At 71.5% G+C, this 15,781-nt stretch carries 16 protein-coding genes and 1 pseudogene; 5 read left to right on the top strand and 12 right to left on the bottom strand.

Annotated elements, in window-relative coordinates:
* Positions 1–77 precede the first annotated feature (77 nt).
* Positions 78–2,360 carry a DPP IV N-terminal domain-containing protein gene (locus tag AB0O19_RS18605; protein WP_363620692.1) on the top strand — a complete coding sequence of 761 codons (2,283 nt, stop codon included), beginning with the start codon at positions 78–80 and terminating at the stop codon, positions 2,358–2,360.
* A 406-nt stretch (positions 2,361–2,766) separates the two neighbouring features.
* Here AB0O19_RS18605 and AB0O19_RS18600 read toward each other — a convergent pair whose 3' ends face one another.
* Both AB0O19_RS18600 and AB0O19_RS18595 read right to left on the bottom strand, forming a co-directional pair.
* Complete coding sequence (locus tag AB0O19_RS18600; RefSeq protein ID WP_363620690.1) at positions 2,767–3,417, bottom strand: response regulator transcription factor; 651 nt, start codon at positions 3,415–3,417, stop codon at positions 2,767–2,769.
* Positions 3,405–4,652 carry a histidine kinase gene (locus AB0O19_RS18595; protein ID WP_363620689.1) on the bottom strand — a complete coding sequence of 416 codons (1,248 nt, stop codon included), beginning with the start codon at positions 4,650–4,652 and terminating at the stop codon, positions 3,405–3,407. The genes AB0O19_RS18600 and AB0O19_RS18595 overlap by 13 nt, the downstream gene beginning before the upstream one ends.
* Positions 4,653–4,830: 178 nt before the next feature.
* Here AB0O19_RS18595 and AB0O19_RS18590 point away from each other — a divergent pair, with 178 nt between their 5' ends.
* Positions 4,831–4,983: a hypothetical protein gene (locus AB0O19_RS18590; RefSeq protein ID WP_363620687.1), complete on the top strand. Its 153-nt coding sequence runs from the start codon at positions 4,831–4,833 to the stop codon at positions 4,981–4,983.
* 28 nt (positions 4,984–5,011) lie between these two features.
* Here the strand turns inward: AB0O19_RS18590 and AB0O19_RS18585 are convergent, their stop codons facing one another.
* From AB0O19_RS18585 to AB0O19_RS18570, 4 genes and pseudogenes are all read right to left on the bottom strand, one after another.
* Positions 5,012–6,217 carry an alpha/beta hydrolase gene (locus tag AB0O19_RS18585; RefSeq protein ID WP_363620685.1) on the bottom strand — a complete coding sequence of 402 codons (1,206 nt, stop codon included), beginning with the start codon at positions 6,215–6,217 and terminating at the stop codon, positions 5,012–5,014.
* A gap of 268 nt (positions 6,218–6,485) precedes the next feature.
* On the bottom strand, positions 6,486–7,400 hold the full coding sequence (locus AB0O19_RS18580) for an ATP-binding protein (protein ID WP_363620683.1): 915 nt from the start codon (positions 7,398–7,400) through the stop codon (positions 6,486–6,488).
* A gap of 427 nt (positions 7,401–7,827) precedes the next feature.
* Positions 7,828–8,025 (bottom strand): annotated as a pseudogene (locus AB0O19_RS18575) (ISL3 family transposase); the annotation flags it as partial.
* Positions 8,026–8,107: 82 nt separating this feature from the next.
* Entirely contained in the window at positions 8,108–9,289 is a 1,182-nt protein-coding gene (locus AB0O19_RS18570; RefSeq protein WP_363620682.1) for an FAD-dependent monooxygenase, read from the bottom strand.
* A 138-nt stretch (positions 9,290–9,427) separates the two neighbouring features.
* On the opposite strand from AB0O19_RS18570, the gene AB0O19_RS18565 reads away from it, so the two are divergent.
* Positions 9,428–10,024: a TetR/AcrR family transcriptional regulator gene (locus AB0O19_RS18565; protein WP_363620680.1), complete on the top strand. Its 597-nt coding sequence runs from the start codon at positions 9,428–9,430 to the stop codon at positions 10,022–10,024.
* Between the two features lie 274 nt (positions 10,025–10,298).
* On the top strand, positions 10,299–11,351 hold the full coding sequence (locus AB0O19_RS18560) for a hypothetical protein (protein WP_363620679.1): 1,053 nt from the start codon (positions 10,299–10,301) through the stop codon (positions 11,349–11,351).
* Positions 11,352–11,514: 163 nt separating this feature from the next.
* Here the strand turns inward: AB0O19_RS18560 and AB0O19_RS18555 are convergent, their stop codons facing one another.
* Entirely contained in the window at positions 11,515–11,874 is a 360-nt protein-coding gene (locus AB0O19_RS18555; protein ID WP_363620677.1) for a hypothetical protein, read from the bottom strand.
* A gap of 137 nt (positions 11,875–12,011) precedes the next feature.
* Positions 12,012–12,236 (bottom strand): hypothetical protein, encoded by a 225-nt coding sequence (locus tag AB0O19_RS18550; RefSeq protein ID WP_363620675.1) that lies wholly within the window; start codon positions 12,234–12,236, stop codon positions 12,012–12,014.
* On the opposite strand from AB0O19_RS18550, the gene AB0O19_RS18545 reads away from it, so the two are divergent.
* Positions 12,226–12,729 (top strand): DUF1877 domain-containing protein, encoded by a 504-nt coding sequence (locus tag AB0O19_RS18545; RefSeq protein ID WP_363620674.1) that lies wholly within the window; start codon positions 12,226–12,228, stop codon positions 12,727–12,729. The genes AB0O19_RS18550 and AB0O19_RS18545 overlap by 11 nt on opposite strands.
* 92 nt (positions 12,730–12,821) lie before the next feature.
* On the opposite strand, the gene AB0O19_RS18540 is transcribed toward AB0O19_RS18545, so the two are convergent.
* The 4 genes from AB0O19_RS18540 to AB0O19_RS18525 all read right to left on the bottom strand — a co-directional run bounded on the left by AB0O19_RS18540 (position 12,822) and on the right by AB0O19_RS18525 (position 15,713).
* Positions 12,822–13,388 (bottom strand): carbonic anhydrase, encoded by a 567-nt coding sequence (locus tag AB0O19_RS18540; RefSeq protein WP_350879292.1) that lies wholly within the window; start codon positions 13,386–13,388, stop codon positions 12,822–12,824.
* Positions 13,389–13,779: 391 nt separating this feature from the next.
* Entirely contained in the window at positions 13,780–14,736 is a 957-nt protein-coding gene (locus tag AB0O19_RS18535) for a WYL domain-containing protein (RefSeq protein WP_363620672.1), read from the bottom strand.
* 141 nt (positions 14,737–14,877) lie between these two features.
* Positions 14,878–15,183 (bottom strand): hypothetical protein, encoded by a 306-nt coding sequence (locus tag AB0O19_RS18530; RefSeq protein ID WP_363620670.1) that lies wholly within the window; start codon positions 15,181–15,183, stop codon positions 14,878–14,880.
* Positions 15,180–15,713: a pyridoxamine 5'-phosphate oxidase family protein gene (locus AB0O19_RS18525; protein WP_363620668.1), complete on the bottom strand. Its 534-nt coding sequence runs from the start codon at positions 15,711–15,713 to the stop codon at positions 15,180–15,182. The genes AB0O19_RS18530 and AB0O19_RS18525 overlap by 4 nt, the downstream gene beginning before the upstream one ends.
* Between the last annotated feature and the right edge of the window lie 68 nt (positions 15,714–15,781).

Genomic DNA, 15,781 nt, shown 5'->3' with positions numbered 1-15,781 from the left:
TTCGTTCGGGACCGCAGTTCCATTACTGTACCGTACGCTGTACTGTTCCCGGATCGAGACTGATTCCAGGAGGTCGGATGTCCACACATGCACTCCCCGCCACTGCCTACGACCGAGCTGAGCGGATGCTGCTGCACAACCGGTCCCGGCTCGCCCTGCGGGCCAAGGCGAAGCCCGTCTGGATCGGCGGCGGCGAGAGGTTCTGGTACCGGGTCGAGACCGAGCGGGGCGGCGAGTTCGTGCTGGTCGACCCCGCCGCCGGGACCCGGGGGCCGGCGTTCGACCCCGAACGGCTCGCCGCCGCGCTGGCGTCCGCCGCCGGCCAGCCGGTCCAGCCGTACGCGCTGCCGTTCCGGGCGGTCGAGTTGGCGGACGGGACGGTCGCGTTCGACGCGTTCGACGCGCGCTGGACCTGCCGGCTGGCCGACTACCGGTGCGCGCGGGACGAGAAGCACGTCAAACCCTCACCGCTGGAAGTCGTCTCGCCGGACAAGAAGTGGGCGGCGTTCCTTCGCGACCACGACCTGTGGGTGCGTTCGGTCGAGACGGGCGAGGAGTTCGCGCTCACCGCCGACGGCACCGCGGATCGCAGCTACGCGGCCCAACCCGACGCGGCGGTCCCCACGCACCTGCTCGGCAAGCTCGGTCTTGCGGACATGCCGCCGGCGCTGCTGTGGTCGCCGGACTCGGCGCGCGTCCTCACCCACCGCACCGACCAGAGCGATGTCGCCCTGATGCACCTGGTCGAAGCCGTCCCGCCGGACGGCGGTCGGCCGCGCCTGCGCAGCTACCACTACCCGGTCCCCGGCGAGCCGATCGCCCGCGGCGAGTGGATCGTCTTCGACATCGCGTCCCGGACCGCGACACCCGCCAGGACCGACCCGTTCCTGCTGCCCTACCTGTCACCTGTCACGCTGAAGAAGGCGTGGTGGGCCAAGGACAGCGCGGCCGTCTACTACCTGGATCAGCCCCGTGACCTCCGGACGCTGCGGCTGCACGCACTCGACCCGGCGACCGGCGAGGTGCGCACCCTGGTCGAGGAGCACGGCGACACGCGGGTGGAGGCCGCGCAGGAGGTCGCCCAGAAGCCGATCGTGCACGTGCTCGCCGGCGGCCGCGAGACGCTGTGGTACTCCCAGCGCGACGGCTGGGGGCACCTGTACCGCTACGAGGACGGGGCGCTGGTCGAACAGCTCACCCGAGGGCCGTTCGCGGTGCAGGAGATCGTGCACGTCGACGAGGCGGAACGGGCCGCGTACGTCGTCGTCTCAGGACTGGTCCAGGCCGACCCGTACCGACGGTCGCTGGTCCGGGTCGGTCTGGACGGCGGCGGGACCGCCAAGCTCACCGACGACGATCTGGACCACGTGATCACCGCGCCGGAACACGGCCGCTGGTTCGTCGACTCCGCGTCGACCGTCGACACCCCACCGAGGATCACCGTGCGTGACCGGGGCGGAGCCGTGCTGGTCGAGCTGGAACAGGCCGACATCACACCGCTGCTGGCCGCCGGCTGGACGCCGCCGGAGCGGGTCAGGACCCTGGCCGCCGACGGCGTCACCGAGATCTACGGCGTCCTCTACAAGCCCCACGACTTCGACGCCGCGCAGCGCTACCCGGTGATCGACCACCCCTACCCGGGCCCGCAGACCCGCCGGGTGGCGGCCTCCTTCGACCCGGGCGCCTACGGTTACGACGCCGAGGCGGTGGCGGCGCTGGGCTTCGCGGTGCTGGCCGTCGACGGCCGCGGAACGCCCGGCCGGGACAAGGCCTTCCACGATCACGCCCACCGCAACATGGGCGGCGCGGGCGCACTCGAAGACCATGTCGCTGCGCTGCGCCAACTCGCGGAAACGCGTCCGTGGCTGGACCTGGACCGGGTCGGTGTCTTCGGCCTCTCCGGCGGGGGGTTCACCACCGCCCGCGCCCTCCTGGCGTTCCCCGACTTCTACAAGGTCGGCGTGGCCGAGGCCGGCAACCACGACAACCGCCACTACCACGCGCTGTGGGCCGAGACCTACGACGGACCGTTCGACCCGGACGCCGGGGCCCGGCTGTCCAACACCGAGCTGGCCGGGAACCTGGTCGGCAAACTACTGCTCGTCCACGGCGACATGGACGACAACGTGACACCGCATCTGACGATGCGGCTGGTCGACGCGCTGATCGACGCGAACAAGGACTTCGACCTGCTGATAGTCCCCGGCGTCGAGCACAGTTTCCTCGGCCGCAACGGCTACGTCGCCCGCCGCCGCTGGGACTACCTGGTGCGCCACCTCATGCACCGCGAGCCGCCGGCCGGCTACCGGCTGGCGGACGTCCCGCTCTCCCTGGAACGGCTCGAAGTCCTCTTCAGCTGACGTGGAAAGCACCTTCCCCATGCCCACCTTGATTTTTTCGGGTCATATGGGAGCCACGGCTCCGGTGTGAACGGGAGCCAGGTGTAGGCGATTCGTGGCGGTGATGTACTCGACCCCGGTGGGTGTTCGTCGGCGAATTCGGGAGCCGTTCCGGCGAGATCGGGAGCCACTGATCGGGTGACCTGTTGGGCCCGGGTGGAGTGTTCATGGGGGTCAGAGTGGTGGCGTCGGTAAGGTGCGACAGGTCGCCTCCCTGACAAGTCGCGGCCGGGGCCTCACCCTGGATATGCGGAAGGGCTGGACCCGTGGGGTCCAGCCCTTCCGGCTGTGGCAGCAAATTGGACAGTGAGATTCGTTCTTCTGGGGTTAGTACTCCAGCCGTAGATCGTGATCACGGATGGGAAGGTCAGGCCCGGGACGTTCCGAGGAATCGCAGCACGGCCAGGACGCGGCGGTGGTCCGCGTCGACCACGGGCAGGTCAAGCTTGGCGAAGATGTTGTTGATGTGCTTCGCCACGGCGCTCTCGCTGACCACCAGCGCCTGCGCGATGCCGGCATTGGAGCGCCCCTCGGCCATCAGGCCGAGCACCTCCCGTTCGCGGGGGGTCAGCCGCGCGAGCGGGTCGCTGTCGCGCCGCAGCAGCAACTGGGCGACGACCTGCGGGTCCAGGGCCGTGCCCCCGTCCGCCACTCGCCGGACCGCCGCCACGAAGTCGGCGACATCGGCAACCCGCTGCTTGAGCAGGTAGCCCACACCGCTGGTGTTCGCAGACAGCAGGTCAGCCGCGTACCGCTCCTCCACGTACTGCGAAAGCAGCACCACCGCCGTCCCCGGCCACCGCCGACGGATCTCCATCGCGGCCCGCACCCCCTCGTCGGTGAAGCCGGGCGGCATCCGGACGTCGACCAGGGCGAGTTCGGGCCGGTGCTCCGCCACCGCCGCCAACAGCCCCTCCGCGTCGCTGGCTTCGGCGGCGACCTGGAACCCGCCCATCTCCAGCACCTTGATCAGCCCGACCCGCAACAACACCGAATCCTCGGCGATCACCGCGCGCACGGCAGCTCCGCGGTGATGGTGGTGGGCCCGCCAGCGGGGCTGCTGACGTGGAAGGCCCCGTCGAGGGAGCCGACCCGCTTGGCCAGCCCGGTCAGCCCCGTGCCGGCGGCGGCGTCGGCACCGCCCAGCCCGTCGTCGGTGACGCGCACTCGCAGCACCTCGCCGACCTGACGGACTATCACCTCCGCATGCATCGCGTTGGCGTGCTTCGTCGCATTGGTCAGCGCCTCAGAGATCACGAAGTACGCGACCGACTCCACGCTGGGCGCCACCCGCTCCTCCAGATTGACCCGCAGCCGCACCGGCAGGGGCGTGCGGGCAGCCAGCCCGGACAACGCCGCGTCCAGACCTCGGTCTTCGAGCACGGCCGGGTGCAGCCCCCGCACCAGATCATTGAGTTCGGCGATCGCCTCCTTCGCCTCCAGGTGCGCTCTCGCGATCACCTCGCGGTCATCACTCGGCAGGTCCGGGCGGGTGGCAAGGGCCAGACCCAGGTTGACCGCGAGAGACACCAACCGCTGCTGGGTGCCGTCGTGCAGGTCGCGCTCGATCCGGCGGCGCTCCGCGTCGACGGCCTCGATCAAGTCGGTCCGGCTCACGGCCAGCTGATCGACCCGCTCCTGGAGCCGCTGAGCCCGGCTGGGCCCGAGCAGGCCCAACGCCAGCCGCGCCTCGGCCCGGGCTACTGCCCGCGCGGTCCAGGGCAGGGCGCACAGGAGGAGGAGTCCAGCCGCTGTGTAGGCCGGCAGCTGGGTCAGGTAGCCGAACCAGTCCTGGCGGATTCCGGTTGGCAGCGCCCATGACCAGGCGTAGGCGATGACGCCCGCCAGGCACGCCGCTGCCACCGCGAGCACCAGCAGCTCCAGCAGCGCGAGCAGCGGGCCCAGCAGGAGGTGGTAGCCGATCTTGTGCCAAGGCCGCGTCGCCGCGAGCCACCGGGTGGTCGAGGCCCACGTCCATTGTTCCGGCGCGGTGGGGGTGAGTCGGGGGACGTCCACACCGATGAGCACCCGGTAGCGAGCCCGCTGAACGGCCGTCAGCACCGGGGTTCCGAGCAGGACCAGGGCGGCCGACATGGAAACCGTAAGGAGCCAGTTCCCCGTCCTGGCGGTAGTCGCCGCCGCCCAGGCCCACACGGGCACCAGCGCCAGGTGCGGCAGCACACCAGCGGCAAGAAAGCAGGTGTCCCGCCGCGCCCGGAGGACCGTGCGTCTCAGTCGAGCTGGAATCGTCATGGCACGACGCTAGGGCACCGCAGGAGGACGGTGCCATGAAACCTGTACCCGATCTCATGGTGAACCTAGTACCAGCTGTAGATCTTGATCTTCACCTGTGGGCGGACAGCATCTCGGGTCGGTAGGTCGGCTTCTGCTGGCCGCCGGCAGGTAGACCGGGCCCGGTGGAACAGGCACTATGCCCCGGTGCGAACGCGCTGGTGATCAGCGCCAGTTCGCCTCCCGCGACGAACTGGCCGAGGCCATCGACACCTTCGTCTTGGCCTACGACGAAGACGACGCCAAGCCCTACCGCCGGACCTACGACGGCAGCCCGCTCAAAGCCGCATGAACCCCCGAAGGATCAACGCGGTGCTGGACTAGGGCTGGAAGGCTACTTCCGGATTGTTCGGCGAGGGGCCGTCCAGCAGCGGACTGTGGATCCCCTTCAGCGTCTGGTCGAAGAACGCCGTCACGTACTCGCGGGTGATCGCCACCCCGCGTTCCGGGGAGAGGGGCCCCGTCGGGAGCCCGGCCTGCTCCTGAAGCACGTCCAGGTCGGAGAAGCTGAAGTGGTCGGCGCCGACGACCGTCAGCCACTTCTTGTAGCCGCCGAGGGCGGCCCAGGCCCGCCCCATGATGCCGTCGCCGCTGCCGGGCGTGTGGCCGTCGCTACCCAGCATGAGGAAGGGCCGGTTGATCTGGCCGGGCGTCGGGACCGGGTGGAAGGTGCCGTCCATGTCCACTCCGGCCCGTACTCGCGGGTCGGCGATCATCGTGGCGGCCGCCGCCGCTCCGCCGAGGGAGTGTCCGGCCATGCCGATCTCGTGCTTGTCGATGAGGTGTGCCAGGCGCCACGCGGTGTTGCCGTGCGTCAACTGGTCGATCACGAAGGACACGTCCCGCCCGCGGCTGACAGCTTCGGCGTCGAAGTCGATCGTTTCCGGGTGATCGCAGATCGCGCACGGCGGCGTCTGGCCGTTCGCCAGCGTCTCGCCGCTGTCCTCGTAGGTGTGGCCGACGAGCGCGACGACGTAGCCGTGACTGGCCAGGTCGGTCGCGAGCGAGGTGAGCATCATGCGCGGGTTCTCGGACGCGGCTGAGAGGACCACCAGCGGATGCTTGCCGCGTTGCGGCCGCGCGCCGTCGAAGGCGTGAGTGGTGACGCTGGAAAGGGTCTGCGGGGTGACGCCGTAGCTCGCCGGTATCTTCCGGCGCTCGGTGATTCCGGCTGCCTCGGCGAGGGTCATGTAAGGGGCCGGAGTCCCGGTCCCGGGGACGGCCGGGTAGACCATCGTGACGGTCAGTTGGCGGGGGCCGGACGACGGCACCCACGGGTCGAGGCGGCTCGTGTCGGTGAGGTGGATGATGTCCTCGCCGGCGGCGTAGGGGCCGGTCGGCGCGGGGAGCGTGCCGTGGAAGGACGGCGTGGACGCGGTGGCCGTGGCCGGTGCGGTGTCGAACGCGTGCGTGGCCACCGGTGTGGCCGACGGTGTGGTCGTGGCGGCGAACCCGGCGCCGGTTCCGGTGATGAGGGCGGTGAGCGTCAGCACCGCGACAGCGCTGATACGGTGATTGCGTTTCATGGGATCGACGCTAGGACACCTCGACGGGGGTCTGCCATGAGCCTGGCACCCGAATCCATGGTGGCACCAGTGCCACCGTTGCTGATTCTGTAGTCGGACAGGAGAGGCGCGTCGACGATGCCGTTTCTCCTGGGCGAAGGCGGCGATGAGGGACTGTCAGGCGATGTTGTCGACCGCTGCCCACCCAGCCCCTGCCCAGCCCTCATGTCCACCCCCGGTGACGCCGACCCCGCCTACGTGCTCACGCAGAGGTTCGTCCAACAGTGCGTCAGTTCGGGTCTGGGAAGAGGGATTCCTGGGTGGCCTGGTAGCGGTAGGACTCGGTGCCGGTCTGGATCAGGGTGCAGCGGAAGGCGATCCGGTCGGCGATGGCCGCGCAGAGGCGGGCGTCGCCGAAGGTCTTGTCCCATTCGGTGAAGGGTGAGTTCGTGGCGACCGCGGTGGCCTTGCGCTCCTCACGCTCGGTGAAGATTTGGAACAGCAGTTTGGCTCCCTTGCGGTCAAGGTTGAAGTAGCCGAACTCGTCCAGGCACAAAAGGTCGATCTTGCTGTAGCGGGCGATGACAGAGGACAGGCGGCGGCTGGCGTCGGCTTCGGCGAGCTCGTTCACCAGTGCGCTGGTGGTGGTGTAGCGCACCGACAGGCCGGTCTCGGCGATGGCGGTGCCGATGCTGATCAGCAGGTGGGACTTGCCGGTGCCGGAGCCGCCGATCAACACCAGAGGCCGGCCTTCGCGGACCCAGGTCGGGGACTTCAGGTCCGCGACGACCTCGGGGGTGATGTTCGGGTTCTTGGAGAAGTCGATCGCGGCTAGACGCTCGTTCAGCTCCGCCTGCGAGTCGACCGCAGGAAGCGGGACCAGGTGTTTGCGGCGGAACCGCCCGCCCTCGTGCTCCACCCCGCCCTTCTCGTGGGCACCGTCCTCGCCGGGCGCACAGTAGAACGCGGAGAACTGGTACCAGGACTTGAACGACGCCCACCGCGCCGACTCCAGCCTGGAGCGGCCGAACAGCACCTGCTTGACCGCCGGCTTCAAGTTGTCGTAGCGGACGTGCACCGACGGCACCCCGCCCAGCACGGTGAACGCCTCGACGTGGCCTTCCAGGAACGCCTCCTGGGACGCTGTCGCGTAGACCCGGTGCACCGCCTTGCCCGAGCAGGAAAGCCGCAGCGTGAACAGCACGCACTTGCGCCGCTGCCCGGCCAGGTCCAGCCAGAAGTCCGTAGTCCCAGACCGTGGTCGAACGGGCCAACTCGAAGTCGTGCTCCGAAGCCAGACGCTCCATGATCCGCGGGATCGTGTGTTTCTGCTTCGCCGGAGCGTCCAGGTCCTCGCGCAGCATCGCGTCGATAGAGCCCTTCACCGGCTCCAGCGCAGCGTGACGGCCAGACGGCGCAAGCCTCCACGATTACTCCGAAAGCGGCATGTTCCGCACCATCACATCGGCTGGCTCCCGATCTCACCGGAGAATCCCTGGCTCCCATTCACCCCGAAGCCGTGGCGCTGTTTCACCCCGGTAAAAACACCCACCTTCTCTGCCCGGGCCCGGCCCTTCTTCTCGAACCGCGGGTAGCCGACGGCCCGGCCGGCACGACGGCCGGCCGGCGAGTCGAAGTTGGTCGGCGAGACGGCGCGTGCGCTGCTGATAGCGCTCGATCAGGCCGGGAAGCTGCTCGCGGAACGTCTGCCGCGGGCAGCCCCGGCCCGGGCGGACCGTGCGCCGGACCCGCACGGCTGCGACGGCCCGCCGCCCGTCCACCGGCACGTCCGCGACCACCCGCCCGTGGAAGGCGTGCACCTGCCCCGTCGGCCGTCCGTCCATCGGGCACGGCACCGGACAATCTCCCGGTACGGACGGCCGACCCCGGGCAGTGGAGGGCGATCCGTGCTCAGGCGGTCGCGTCGAGGGCCGGGGGTTGCCAGTTGTACGTCCGGGCGGAGCGGTTGAGCAGGGTGCGGGCCGGGAGGAGGCCGGCGAGGGTGAGGGCGGCGTCGCGCAGGCGGGTGGCGGCGGGGGTGCGGAGGGCGACGAGGCCGCCGATGCGGCGGGAGCCGGTGACGATGGCGGTGGTGCGCGGGAGGCGTGCGGCGGTGTAGGCGGGGAGGGTGGTGGCCGAGTCCGCGGCGGGGGTCAGGGCGGAGGCGAGGACGACGGCGTCCTCGATGGCCTGGCAGGCGCCCTGACCCTGGAAGGGGCACATGGCGTGGGCGGCGTCGCCGAGGAGGGCGACCCGGCCGTGGTGGTAGGCGGGCAGGGGGTCGGAGAGGTCCCAGACGTCGTGGCGCAGGACGCGCCCGGGTTCCGCGAGCGCGAGGAGTTGGGGCACGGGCGCGCACCAGGTGCCGTACCTGCGCAGGAGTTCGGCCTTCTCGTCGCCGTCGGCGGCGCGGGCGCCGGCCGGGGCGAGGGCGGCGCCGTACACGTAGACCCGGCCGTCGGCGAGCGGGACGACGCCGGCGAGCTGTCCCCGCCCCCAGACCTCGCCCACGGCATCCGGCCGACGGGTGGGGGACACGATGGTGCGCCAGGTGGTGAAGCCGCTGTAGCGGGGGCCGGGGTGCTGCGGGAAGAGCTGCGCGCGGGTGGCGGAGCGGAGGCCGTCTGCGGCGACCACCAGGGCGGCGGGCCGGTCCCCGTCGGGGGTCCGGACGACGGCTGGTTCGGTGGTGCCTCCGGGGGTGACGAGGGCGGCGGGCGAGTTGGTGCGGACGGTGCCGTCCGGAAGGGCGTCGACCAGGGCGGCGATGACGTCGGCGCGGGCGACGGCGGTGATCGTCTCGCCGAAGCGGGCCTCGAAGGTGGCGGTGTCGGTGCGGGCGAGCCAGCGTCCGGAGGGGTGGCGCAGGCCGATGGCGGGATGCGCGGTGGCGAGGGCGCGCAGGCGTTCGCCGACGCCGAGCCGGTCGAGGGCGCGCAGGGCGTTGGGGGCGAGGGCGAGTCCGGCGCCGACGGGTTCGAGCGAGGCGGCGCGCTCGTGGACGGTCACGGGGATGCCCCGGCGGTGGAGGGCGAGCGCGGCGGAGAGTCCGCCGATGCCGCCGCCGATGACGATCGCCTGATACGCGTCCATGAGTGAACCCCTCTCCCGGCACTACGGCTGTAGTGACCGCTTCCAGCACCGTACTACACCTGTAGTTGGGGTGGGCTAGTGTTGACGTGAAAGGGGTTCGGGCCCGCCCCGGGTCGAGACCCCCTGAGGAGAGAGGCCATGATCGGATCCATGACACCGCCGCGCCCGACGCTGATCGCCGACGCCGCCATCGCCCTGATCGCCGAGCGCGGCCTGCGCGGGCTGACCCACCGCGCGGTGGACGAGGAGGCCGGACTGCCCGCCGGCTCGACCTCGAACCTCGCCCGGACCAGGGCCGCCCTGCTCGACCTCGCCCTCACCCGCATCGTCGAACGCGAGGCCGGAGGCCACCCGCTCATGGCCGGCGGGCCCCCGCCGGACGCCTGCCCGCGCAACCTGCTCGCCCAGGGAGTGGCCGAGCTGCTGCACGAGGCGCTCACCACCGGGCGCAGCCTCACGCTGGCCCGCCTCGAACTCGCCCTGGAAGCCACCCGCCGGCCCGAACTGCGCGCCGGCTACGACCGGCTGGGCGCGCGCTTCACCGACACCGCTGCCGCCCTGCTGGCGCGGAGCGGCTCGGCCGAACCTGTGGCCGACGCCCGACGGCTGATCCGCTGGTGCGACGGGCTGCTGTTCAACGGCGCGGCGGGCAGCGGGCACTGGCACGTGCCGACACCGGAGGAACTGCGCGGCGAGGTCGCACGCTACCTCGCCGCCCTGCTCGACCGGCACTGACCGACCGGGACGGGGCGACCGTCGCGGACGCAAACCCTCGGCCGGACCGGAGCGCACACCCGGCACCGGTACGAGGATGAGACGCCGTTACCGGAACCTGACGGTACCGATGGAAGAGCGATACGAGCTCCAGACCAGGACCTGACGTTCTGTTCCTACAGTGCCGGATATCCGTGACGCGAGGGGGCGGACCGCGGCCGCCCCCTCGCGTACGGACCGCACCCGCGTACGGACCGCACCCGACATGAACCGCACCCGACCGAGATGGGCAACGATGTCAGCCACACGCCGAGCACACCCCCGCGGCCTCTCCGCCGCGGGCGCCTTCCTGCTGAGCGCGACCACGGCAGCGACGGTGCTGCTGCCCACCGCGGCCCTCGCCGCGGAACCGGACTCCGTCACCTCGCACGCCGGCGCCACGACCGCGCAGGAGCGCGGCCGGATCGACGCCTACTGGACCGCCGACCGGATGAAGCTGGCGGGCGCCTTGGTCCCCGAGATCACCCCCGTGCCCGAGGACGACACCACGCCCGACGATCCGCGTCCGCTCCCGCCGAACACGCCGGACCCCGGCGCCGTCTGGACCCACGGCGGTGCGGTGGACCGGAGCGTCGGCCGGCTCTTCTTCACCTTCTCCGACGGCTACGACGGCAGTTGCACCGCGACCGTCGTCAACAGCGCGAACCGCAGCACCGTCGTCACCGCGGCGCACTGCCTGCGGGGCGTCGGGGCGCCCGCCGCCGACGACACCTGGCGGCACAACCTCTACTTCGTGCCCGGCTACCGCAACGGGACGAAGCCGCTCGGCGGATTCAGCATCAAGTCCATGGCCACGTCCTCCCGTTGGGACGCTGATCCGGCCGGCACGACCTCGAACGACGTGGCCCTCGCCGGCTACGACAGCGCGGTCCTCGTGGCGAACCCGTCAGCCGAGGGGCGCCGGCTCGCGGACGCCACCGGAAGCCAGCGGATCGCGTTCACCGGGCCCGCGGCGGGCGAGTTCATCCACACCTTCGGCTACCCGAAGGACCGGCTCAACGACCCCAGCGCCAAGTACGCCGGTTCACGCATGATCCACTGCGCCGGAGCGAACCGGCCCGCCCCCAAGGCGCCCCTGCTGTGGGGCGAGTCCTGCGACATGTCCCACGGGGCGAGCGGCGGCCCGCACTTCGCCCGCTTCGACACCCGGACCGGCGCCGGCACCGTCGTCGGCGTCACCACCACCACGGAGGACCTCGCGGGCGGGCAGCCCGGCACGCTGTACGCCACCCGTTTCGGTGACAGTGCCCACCGCCTCTACAACTGGGCCCAGGCGCGCTCGGCCTGACCGGCGCGGAGACCGGCCGGAACCGTCAGGTCCCACCGGGCTCCGACGGGCCCCACCAGGAGACGCCGGTACCGGGGGCGCGAGCCGACCGGCTTCCACACCCCCGGTACCGGCGTCCGAGGCCTCCGCCCGGGGAGGCCGTCCGAAGCCGCTGCGGCGTCCGTCAGGCCGGGACCACCCGGTAACTCCACATCGCCCAGGGCAGGTTGGACTGGGCCAGCGAGCCGGTGGCCCACGGGTACGCACCGGCGCAGTCCGCGCCCGAGTACAGCACCACGGACGCGGAGCCGGAGGCGACCTGGACGGAGCGGGCGGGCGCCGACAGGGTGTGGCAGGTGCCGAAGCCGCCCGGGTCGATCGTGGTCACCGCCCCGCTCCCGCCGGTACCGGTGTACAGGTGGGCGCCCGGCTGCGGCGGCGGCCAGCCGGCGGCGTGCGCCGATCCGGCGCCGAGGCCGATCAGGGCCGTGACCACGGTCGCCGCAGCGGCCGAGCCGCGGAGCATCGCCTTCGAGGTGAACATGCGTGAACCACCTTTCCGTAGGTGTGCTTGTGGTGCCGGCACGGCAGGCGGTGGCGAAGGATCTGTAGGGCTCACCGCCCCTACCGTGCCGGCGGGTTGGGCCACCGGGCCGAACGGCCCGGACCGCAGGGTCCTGCTCAGTAGACGTTGATCTCGTTGGTGCAGTAGGTCCAGTACGGGCGGGGCGGGGCCCAGCCGAGATACTTGGTGCCGCAGATCTTGATGCTCTTGATCTTCACCCAGTACTTCGTCGCGACGTCCTTGCCCTGGTCCACCGCCAGCTCCGTCTTCTCGCTGTTGAAGTCGTCCGTGGCGCGGACGGAGCCCTTGAAGTAGGTGCCGTCACCGACCTTGATCCACACCCAGCCGTCCGAGCAGTTGTCCACCTCGACCTGGACGTTGTCGAATGCCGAGTCGCCGGACGGGGATCATCGTTGGGATCCGCCGTCCGGGGACTGTCTGGATCTGGACTGGGCGCCCTCCATGCTGAAGCGTGCCTGCGAACTGGCGCGGCTCGACGCTGTCCACCGGGAGGCGCTCAGGAGCGCGACCCATGGCGACAGCGGAATCGATCTGGGCTTCCTCAACGCGAACCGGCATGCGATCGCCTTCTTCAGCAACTCCACTCCGACGGCCCTCCACCCAGCCGACGTCGCCCGGGTGTCGACGCTGCTCGGGGAGATCGACATGCAAGCGATCCTCCGTTCGGTCGTGGACAGCGGTGCGGGCTCCACGCTCGGCTACGGGTTCGTCGGCGATCCGACGGAGTACCTGCTGGCCCACTTCGGCGCGCTACGCGGGTTCTACGAGGAAGCGGCTCGGAGGCGCCTCCTTGTCGTGCTGTGGTGGGACTGACTCGGAAGGCTTCTTCGAGTCGACCGACAACAGGGAGCGGTCCGGTCGTCCGACACCGACCACTTGATGGCGCCGGTTCGTCGTCCGACCGGTCAGGGCGCGCCAGACAGGACTTCCACCTCGCCCGTGTCGAGCGAGTAGTAGGCGCCGACCACGGCGAGGGCGCCCTTTCCCACGAGTGGGGCCAGGTCCTGGTTGGAGCGCAGGTCGGCTGCGGTCAGCGTGACCTGGGCGCGGGCCATGGTCTCGACCGGGTCGGCGCCGCCCTCCCGGACCGCTTGTTCGTACGCCGGCTGCAGGGCCTTGACGATCGCTTGCAGGTTGCCGGGCAACGGTTTGTCGTCACGAAGGGACTCGTACGCTGCCTTGACAGCGCCGCAGCGCTGATGCCCGAGGACCACGACGAGGGGGGTGCCACTCGTCATGGGCCCGTACTCGACAGAGCCGGTGACCACCGGGCCGACCGCCTCCCCGCCCGTGCGCATCACGTAAAGGTCGCCCAGACCGGTGTCGAAGAGGAGCTCGGGCGGCACTCGCGAGTCGATGCACGAGAGGATCGCCCCGAAAGGCTCCTGTTCCTGGGCCACGAGCTGACGCCGGTTCGGATCCCGGTCGGGGTGTTGAAGGTTCCCGCTCACCCAGCGCTTGTTGCCTTCCATCAGCCTCGTGAATGCCGCGGCGGGCGTGCTGGGCCGTGCTTGCGGCGAAGCGCTGGTCGTCGGCGAGTCCGCCCTCGTCGATGTGCACCCCGCGAGCGCGACCGTGGCGCCCACGAGCCCGCCGGCAAGGAGCGCTCTACGGCTCGGGTGTCCGGTTCTGTCCATCGGCTGTTCCCCTCGACATCGCTCGGACACGTCCCTGTGTCTCGGCCCGGCCAATTGTTCAGCGTGGCGTGGGTGCCCTGGCGGCAGGCGCAAGCGGGCACGGGCCACATTGCTGCGGATGGCCCAGAACTCGTTCGGGCATCGGGGCACTTGGCTTCGTCGGTGTCCGGGATCACGCCGGTGCCCTCCCCGGTGCCGTCCGAGACCGGGTTGATGGAGCGGGCGGTCAGGTGTAGAGCGCGGCGGCGCGGCGGGTCGCCTCGGTCAGACGGGCGCGGAGTTCGGGCGGGTGGAGGACCTCGGCTTCCGGGCCGAGACGCAGGAGTTCGAAGTAGCCGATGTCCCAGGTCTCGACCGGCAGGGTCACGGTGACCCAGCCGTCGGCGTCCGGGGGGCCCGCGGTGGCGAGGGCGTCGGAGGCGGCGGTCGGTTCCAGCAGGACGGCGAGGTTCTCGACGGCGAGCGGGCTCAGGCGCACCATGGCCCGCTCGCGCAGCATGGCGCGGGCGAACTCCCGCGCCGCCGCGCTCCAGTAGCCGGCGAGGTCGAACTCCGGGTCGCGCTCGAACCGTTCGTCGCCGGCCTCGGCGGTCTCGAAGCGGTCGACGCGGTACGAGCCGACCCGGCCGGACGGGCCACGCGCCGCCAGGTACCACTGCCCGGCCTTCAGGACCAGGCCGTACGGTTCCAGCCGCCGCTCCCGGGTGCCGCCGCGCGCCGCGTAGCGGGCGTGGAGCACGCGGTCCTCCCACACGGCGCGCGACACCTCGGTGAGCAGCGGAGGGGGTTCGGCGTCGCGGAACCAGGCCGGTGCGTCCAGATGGAACCGCCGGGTGGCGGCCGCGGGGGCGTCGCCCAGGGCGGCGGCGACCTTCAGCCGCGCGGCGAGGGCGTGCCCGGCCAGGCCCATGTCGCGCAGCGGGCCCGGTAGCCCGGCCAGGTGCAGGACTTCGGCTTCGGCGCGTTCGAGACCGGTGAGACGGGTGCGGTAGCCGTCGACGAGCCGGTAGCCCCCGCCCCGGCCGCGTTCGGCGTACACCGGTACCCCGGCCTCGACCAGCGCGGTGACGTCCCGCTGCACGGTGCGCTCGGAGACCTCCAGCTCGGCCGCGAGTTCCGCAGCGGTCATCGTCCGCCGGGCCTGGAGGAGCAGCAGCAGCGCAATGGCCCGGCTCGCCCGCACGTCACTGCCCTCCGTCGCCTGTCGTCGTCGCGCGCCCGGACCTCCGGCGTACGGGCGCGGCACCATCCTCGCCGGGCCCGCGCCGCGGACCACGCACGCGGCCCTGCCGTTCGTGCGGGCGCCGCACGCGGGCGCCGTACGTCAGCCCCGTAGGCGGTTGCGCTGGGTGATGTACTGGCGTACGAACGGCGAAAGGCCCTCCAGGTGCCGCAGTCGGGCCTCGCTGTGCAGGGTGTCGACGGCGAGTGAGGTCTTGCCGCTGCCGCTGCTGCTGGCGCCGGTGAAGGCGACGAGCCGGCCTTTGGGGATGCTCGGGGACACCTCGCGCAGGTTGTCGGTGCGGGCGCCCGCGACGTCGATGGTGTCGCGCCTTCGGTCGGCCCCGGCGGCGTGCGGGGCCGGCGTTCGCGGGTCCGGCGTTCGCGGGTCCGGTACGGGCGGGGTCATGCCGCGTCCGCCTTCTCGCCGAGCTTGTCGAGGTCCGGGGCGAACGCGGCCGTCCAGTGCGGGTGCAGCCGGTAGTAGACCACGTCGTTGTCCCAGTCGAAGGCGTCGTCGCCGTAGAAGTCCCGGAAGTACGCGAGCAGGTCCGGCCAGTCCGCGGCCGGCTCGCCGCCGTGGGGGTTGAGGATCTCCACGGTGCCGTGGGTGAACACGCCCAGGTCCTCCCCGCGCAGGTGCGCGGCGCTGACGGCGGGCCGGGCGGCGAGGTGCCGGGCCTTCGCGGAGCCGCGTGCGGTGCCGAAGTGCCACTTCCCGTGAAGGAAGTGCCCGTCCACGCCGCTGATCCGCGGCTCGCCCTTCGCCGTCACGGTGGACAGCGCGAGCGTGCACATGCCGGTGAGCACGCGGGTGAGCTGCTCGGCGGTGAGTGTGCGCTCGTCGCTGATGATCGACCGCAGGTGTGCCGTGGAGCGGGAGAGCGAGGAGTGGAGGAGGGCTTGGAGCCGGTGGAGTTCGTCGGGTGTTTCGCGCATGAGGGTCCTTGTCCGTCCGTCGTCCCGGTCCGCGCCACCACGGCGCCGACCGGTGAACCCACTGTCTG

It is taken from the genome of Kitasatospora sp. NPDC091276, from assembly GCF_040684355.1.
GTDB lineage: Bacteria > Actinomycetota > Actinomycetes > Streptomycetales > Streptomycetaceae > Kitasatospora.
This window is presented reverse-complemented; position numbering and strand designations above follow the sequence as displayed.

Coding starts and splice junctions, on each gene's coding strand:
- AB0O19_RS18605 (WP_363620692.1), top strand. CDS start 78: ATGTCCACACATGCACTCCCCGCCACTGCCTACGACCGAGCTGAGCGG.
- AB0O19_RS18595 (WP_363620689.1), bottom strand. CDS start 4,652: ATGACGATTCCAGCTCGACTGAGACGCACGGTCCTCCGGGCGCGGCGG.
- AB0O19_RS18590 (WP_363620687.1), top strand. CDS start 4,831: ATGCCCCGGTGCGAACGCGCTGGTGATCAGCGCCAGTTCGCCTCCCGC.
- AB0O19_RS18585 (WP_363620685.1), bottom strand. CDS start 6,217: ATGAAACGCAATCACCGTATCAGCGCTGTCGCGGTGCTGACGCTCACC.
- AB0O19_RS18570 (WP_363620682.1), bottom strand. CDS start 9,289: ATGGACGCGTATCAGGCGATCGTCATCGGCGGCGGCATCGGCGGACTC.
- AB0O19_RS18565 (WP_363620680.1), top strand. CDS start 9,428: ATGATCGGATCCATGACACCGCCGCGCCCGACGCTGATCGCCGACGCC.
- AB0O19_RS18560 (WP_363620679.1), top strand. CDS start 10,299: ATGTCAGCCACACGCCGAGCACACCCCCGCGGCCTCTCCGCCGCGGGC.
- AB0O19_RS18555 (WP_363620677.1), bottom strand. CDS start 11,874: ATGTTCACCTCGAAGGCGATGCTCCGCGGCTCGGCCGCTGCGGCGACC.
- AB0O19_RS18540 (WP_350879292.1), bottom strand. CDS start 13,388: ATGGAAGGCAACAAGCGCTGGGTGAGCGGGAACCTTCAACACCCCGAC.
- AB0O19_RS18530 (WP_363620670.1), bottom strand. CDS start 15,183: ATGACCCCGCCCGTACCGGACCCGCGAACGCCGGACCCGCGAACGCCG.
- AB0O19_RS18525 (WP_363620668.1), bottom strand. CDS start 15,713: ATGCGCGAAACACCCGACGAACTCCACCGGCTCCAAGCCCTCCTCCAC.